Genomic DNA, 5,361 nt, shown 5'->3' on the forward strand with positions numbered 1-5,361 from the left:
GCGAAGAACAAGGGGTTGGTTCACTTTGGATGACCAAAATCGGCTCGGCGGTTCAGGTTGGATGAACGAAATCGTCATCGTGGTCCAGGTCGGGTGATTCTGGTTCACCTTCGATGACGATTGACACTCGGCGTTCGTGAAGAGGCTGCATTAGGTGGTCACACCACAATGTGACCCATGTCTCGTATGGCTGTGACACCGGGGGTCACTTCACGATTCAACTTCACGAGCGATGCTTCTCGTGAGAAGGCCGCCGCCCCTCACGCAGTGCGCCCCGCCGAACGATCATCGCCCGCAAACGCGTCATGGACGACGCGTTTACGGGCGATAATCGACAAGGGAAGCGAGATTACTTCAGCTGCCCACTCGTCAGACCCAGCAGGCGACGAGCGACGACGAGCAACTGGATCTGCTGCGTGCCTTCGAAGATGTCGAGGATCTTCGCGTCACGCGCCCACTTCTCGAGCAGCTCGCTCTCGGCGTAGCCGTCGACGCCGACGAGTTCGACGCACTGCAACGCGACGTTGACGCACGTGCGGCCCGCCTTCGCCTTTGCCATCGACGCCTCCATCGAGTTGGGCTTGCCGTTGTCGGCCATCCACGCAGCACGCAGCGTCAGCAGCAGCGCCGACTCGTAGTCGGCCTCCATCTGCACGAGGCGCGCCGAGGCGTACGTCTGGGCGGCGACGGGTGCGTCCCAGTCCTGGCCATGGCCGGCCTTCTCGAGGGCGGTGCGGGTGAAGTCGAGGCAGGCGCGCGTCAGACCGACGGCCATCGCCGCGACGAGGGGGCGCGTGTTGTCGAACGTCTGCATCGCGCCACCGAAGCCGCCCTCGGTGCGGATCTCGGGGTCACCGAGCAGATCGTTCGCGGGCACACGGCAGTCCTCGAGGACGAACGCCGCCGTGTCGGAGGCGCGGATACCGAGCTTGTGCTCGAGACGCACGAGCTTGAGGCCAGGGTTGGAGCGCTCGACGACGAACGACTTGATCGCCTTCTTGCCGAGCGAACGGTCGAGCGTCGCCCATACGACGACGAGTTCCGCGCGCTCACCGGAGGTGACGAAGATCTTCTCGCCGTTGAGGACGTACTCGTCGCCGTCCTTCGTCGCGGTCGTACGGATGTTGCCCGAATCCGAACCGGTGTCGGGCTCGGTGATCGCCATCGCAGCCCAGCGGTTGCCGTAGCGCTCCTTCTGCTCGTCGTTCGCGACGGCGGCGATGGCGGCGTTGCCGAGGCCCTGACGCGGGATCGACAGCGTCAGCCCGACGTCACCACGGCACGTCTGCATGATCGACAGCGCCGAGCTCATGTTGGCGCCGTTCTTGTTGCCCTTGCCGGCCTTCTTGCCGGACGCGGGCTTCGTCACGCCCGTCGCCTCGTCGGCGTCAGTGCTGGCTGGGGCCTGGTCGGTGCCGTCCTTGGCGCGCGTGGAACCGGCGGCGCCCGCGCCGTTGCTCGCACCCGAGTCGGTCATGCCGTCGATGAGGGCGGAGACGAGGTCGAGCTCGGCGGGGTAGGTGTGCTCGGCGAGGTCGTACTTGCGGCTGACGGGGCGGAAGACCTCGTCGGCCATCGAACCGGCCTGCTTGACGAGGGGGACGAACTTCTTCGGGATCTCGAGGTCGATCATCACTGGGTCCTTTGCTGAAAAGACGCGGAAAGAGGAGGGCTGGTGGCGCAGCGCAGCGGCGAGCTCAGACGCTGACGCCACCTTCGAGGACGCCGGCGCCGCGCAGGTCGCGGTACCAGCGCTCGTTGTCGAACTCTTTGACGAAGCCGTGTCCGCCGAGCAGTTGCACGGCGTCGGAGCCGATCTGCGTGGCGTGCATCCCGACGAGCGCACGGGCGTGAGCGATGGTCTCGGCGGCACTGGCGTCGTCTCCGGCGTCGAGACGCGCCGCGGCGCGCAGGGTGACGAGGCGCAGCCCATCGAGTTCGATCGCGATGTTCGACACGGTGAACGCGACGGCCTGACGGTGACCGATCGGCTCACCGAACGCCTTGCGCTCGACGACGTACTGCCTGACCTGATCGAGCACGGCGCGGCCGGTGCCGCACGCGAGGGCGGCCCACGCGAGGCGCGAGCGGCGGATGGCGTCGAGGGTGTCGTCAGCCTTGCCGAGCAGGTTCTCGGCGGGCACGCGCACCCCGTCGAGGTGCAGGCGCCCGGTGTGCGCGGCGCGCACGCCCATCGCAGGCTCGTCGCTCGTCGTCAGGCCCTCCGTGCCGGCTTCGACGATGACGAGGCGCGCGGCGCCGTCGAGCATGACGCTGATGACGAACAGTTCGGCGGAATCAGCGCACGGCACGAGCGCCTTCTCGCCGGTGATGACGAGGTCGGCGCCGTCCCGGGTGGCCGTCGTCGCGGGGGTGCGCGGGTCGGCGAGGGGGCCCGCTTCGGCGAGCGCGAGTGCGGCGACGGCGGGCTTCTTCTCGTCGGTGAAGGCGGGCAGGTAGGTCTCCTGCTGCGCGGACGTGCCGTAGCTCGCGATGGCTGTCGCGACGGCGGCCGGTGCCATGATCGCAACGGCGAGGCCCATGTCGCCGCGGGCGAGCTGCTCGAGAACGAGGGCCGTCATCACGGCGCTGCGCTCCTCGGCGATGCCGCCGAGCTCGGCCGGGACGCCGACGAGCGTCAGGCCCATCTCGGTGGCCTGCGCACGGATCTCGTCGGGCAGGGCGCGCTCCGCGTCGGCCTTCGCCGCGGCGGGACGCAGCAGTTCGTCGGCCAGTTCGGCGGCGACGGCGGCGATCGTCTCCTGATCCTCGGTGGGCGTCAGGTCGAACTCGCGGCGCGGCTTCGTCGGGGCGCTGCGTGCCGCGTCGCCCGAGCCGGCCTTCTTCGTGAAGGCGCGCCCGGCCGCCGTCTGAGCCTTGAAACCGGACTTGCTGCCCTGGTAGAGGGCACGCTCGACCGTGGAGCGGATCGCCGGGTTCTTGAGCAGATCGTGCCCGCCGGCCTTGGCGAGAAGGCGCAGTGCGATGGGCTGGCCCTTGTCGGCGAGGGAGGCCTGGTTGGTGGTCGAAGTCATCTCGGCCCTTTCCGTGAGTGACGGTGCGTCGGGGTGTGCGAGCGCCGTTCGAGGCGGCGTGACACGCGGCTGAAGCCGAGGTTACCTGAACGTAGGTACGCGCGGTATCGGTAACCGGGGACTGGCGTGCGGGCGAGGATGACCCGCTCCGGGGCGTGCCGCGCTAGGGTGCGGATCGTGAACATTCGCCGCGCCACCCAGGATGACGTCCCCGAGATCGTGCGCCTCAAGGCGCTGCTCATGATCGACGGGTGGCCCTTCGACATCGAACTCGACGACGCGTGGCGCGAACGGTGCGCCCGCGTCGCGCGTCAGCTGCTCGCCTCCGACGGGTACGCGTGCTTCGTCATCGACCGCGTCGAGGGCGCGGGCCCCGGCTCGCCGCTCGCGTCGTGCGTGACGGCGACCGTCGAACAGCACCTGCCCGGCCCCGACGGCTCGGGCCGCTCGGCGTACGTCGGCGACATGTGCACCGAGGCCGAGTTCCGCGGCCGCGGCTGCGGCACGGCACTGCTCGACGCCGCCCTGCAGTGGTGTCGCGAGCAGGAGGCCGGCTGGGTATCGCTGTTCTCCACCGAGAGCGGCGACGCGCTCTACCGCAAGGCCGGTTTCAGCGACGAAGGGCCGTTCCAGCACCTGTCGATGGCGTTGTGACTTTCGGCCGCTCGCTGCGTCGGTGACGTCGCGCGAATGTGACCGAGATTCGCAGAGGTGGACGAAAATCGCGGAGGTGCCCTGACTGTCAGCCTGGGTGTGGAGTCACTCAGGAGGTGGGTATGCGCAGATGGACTGCGGAAGAGAAGACCGCGTTGGTGCAGCAGTATGTGGCGTTGCCGCATGGCACGAAAGCGGCGTGGTTGCTCGAGCAGGGTGTGTCGCGTCATCAGATCATGACGTGGCGCAAAGCGTTCTACTTCGGAGACCTCGAACGAGACCTCGTGCCCCGCGATACTTCACACATGACGGTTGCTGACGGCGCGCGTTTGGCGCGTGTGGAACAAGAACTCGCTGCCGAACGCGCAGCCCGCGCGCGGGAGGCGCGGACGCATGCTGAGCAGGTTGCGCGGCTGGAGGCATCGAACGAGGCGCTGGGAAAAGCTATCGGGCTCTTGCACGAGTTGAACGCGCCGCAGGAGCCCACGCCCGAGTCCTGAACGAGGCCGGTGCCGCCCGCCATGCGGCGTTCCTCGAAGCGGAGAACACCCTGGTCGCCGAGCATGTCGCGGCCGGCTATTCCCAGCGTGAAGCGTTGAAGATCATCGGTGTGGCGACCTCGACGTGGCACTACCGTCACCATCCACGCGCTCGCGTCGCGGACCCGCTTGCGCACACCGAGCGGTATCAGCCGTGCGCGCTCAGCTCTGAGGAGCGCGCCCAGATCGTGTCCGCGATCCGTGACGGTTGGCACGAGCAGCGCAGCGTGGAGCAGTCGTTCTACGACGCGTTCGATGCGGGGCGGCCGGTGGCGTCTTTGTCGACGTGGATGCGGTGCGCGCGTGGCTTGCGCGGGCCACGGCCGGTGCGTCGACGCCGTACGCGGCGCACGGTCGCGATGCCGCAGTGGGAGGCGTGCGCACCGAACGAGGTGTGGTGCTGGGACATCACGAAACTTCCCGGGCCATACACGGGGGTCTGGTATCAGCAGTACACGATCATCGACGCGTTCAGCCGCACGATCATCGCCAGCAGCGTCGAGACAGATGAGTCCGACGAACTCGCGGTCGCGTTGTTCCAGGCCGCGATAGAACGTGAGGGTGTTCACCCGCGGATCGTGCATTCCGATGGTGGGCCGGCGATGAAGTCGGTACTGCTGGCCGACTTCTACCGTCATGCTGGGATCAGCGCGAGCCGGAATCGTCCGCGCGTGTCCAACGACAACCCGCACATCGAGTCCTACTTCAAGACCGAGAAGTACCGTCCCGACTACCCGAGCCAGTTCACCAGTGTTGAACACGCGCGCGAGTGGGCCGAGCACGTCGTGCACGATTACAACACGCGTCATCACCACAGCTCACTGGCCGGGTTCACGCCCGAACAGGTCCACACCGGCACCTGGGTCGATGTCCACACCGAACGCCAAGCCGTCCTGGATGCGCAGTACGCCGCGAACCCCGAACGCTACCGAGGCCGGCGCCCCATCGCCGCCACAACACCCGAAATCACCCAACTCAACCCCACGTGACTCCAATCAGGTTGACAGTGAAGCGCCCTGAGTTTGTTGGAGACTCCTGACCTTGGAAACGAGGATGGGGTTATGCCGAAGGAACTGGCGAATGGGAAGCCGACGACGCGTCGCTACTCGGTCGAGGAGAAGGCCGCCGCGGTG

At 67.6% G+C, this 5,361-nt stretch carries 5 protein-coding genes; 3 read left to right on the forward strand and 2 right to left on the reverse strand.

Translation table 11 applies throughout. From position 1 onward, the window contains the following. Nucleotides 1-349: 349 nt before the first annotated feature. The gene (locus NQ706_RS13585) at nucleotides 350-1,633 is read right to left on the reverse strand and encodes an acyl-CoA dehydrogenase family protein (RefSeq protein ID WP_038568700.1); all 1,284 of its coding nucleotides are present in this window, start codon (nucleotides 1,631-1,633) and stop codon (nucleotides 350-352) included. Between the two features lie 64 nt (nucleotides 1,634-1,697). Then, entirely contained in the window at nucleotides 1,698-3,035 is a 1,338-nt protein-coding gene (locus NQ706_RS13590; RefSeq protein WP_081873683.1) for an acyl-CoA dehydrogenase family protein, read from the reverse strand. A gap of 177 nt (nucleotides 3,036-3,212) precedes the next feature. Between NQ706_RS13590 and NQ706_RS13595 the strand changes: the two genes are divergently transcribed. The 3 genes from NQ706_RS13595 (at nucleotide 3,213) to NQ706_RS13605 (ending at nucleotide 5,217) form a co-directional block, all read left to right on the forward strand. Then, nucleotides 3,213-3,689: a GNAT family N-acetyltransferase gene (locus NQ706_RS13595; RefSeq protein ID WP_167539844.1), complete on the forward strand. Its 477-nt coding sequence runs from the start codon at nucleotides 3,213-3,215 to the stop codon at nucleotides 3,687-3,689. Nucleotides 3,690-3,811: 122 nt separating this feature from the next. Then, a complete protein-coding gene (locus tag NQ706_RS13600) occupies nucleotides 3,812-4,189 on the forward strand; it encodes a hypothetical protein (protein WP_038568696.1) in 378 nt (125 codons plus the stop codon). A gap of 110 nt (nucleotides 4,190-4,299) precedes the next feature. After that, on the forward strand, nucleotides 4,300-5,217 hold the full coding sequence (locus NQ706_RS13605; protein ID WP_150112755.1) for a DDE-type integrase/transposase/recombinase: 918 nt from the start codon (nucleotides 4,300-4,302) through the stop codon (nucleotides 5,215-5,217). Nucleotides 5,218-5,361 lie beyond the last annotated feature (144 nt).

The organism is Dermacoccus sp. BD5, from assembly GCF_044878485.1.
Taxonomy (GTDB): Bacteria; Actinomycetota; Actinomycetes; order Actinomycetales; family Dermatophilaceae; genus Dermacoccus; species Dermacoccus nishinomiyaensis.

Bases quoted from the DNA above. Each gene is read 5' to 3' on its own strand.
- NQ706_RS13590 (WP_081873683.1), bottom strand. From the start codon at position 3,035: ATGACTTCGACCACCAACCAGGCCTCCCTCGCCGACAAGGGCCAGCCC.
- NQ706_RS13585 (WP_038568700.1), bottom strand. From the start codon at position 1,633: ATGATCGACCTCGAGATCCCGAAGAAGTTCGTCCCCCTCGTCAAGCAG.
- NQ706_RS13600 (WP_038568696.1), top strand. From the start codon at position 3,812: ATGCGCAGATGGACTGCGGAAGAGAAGACCGCGTTGGTGCAGCAGTAT.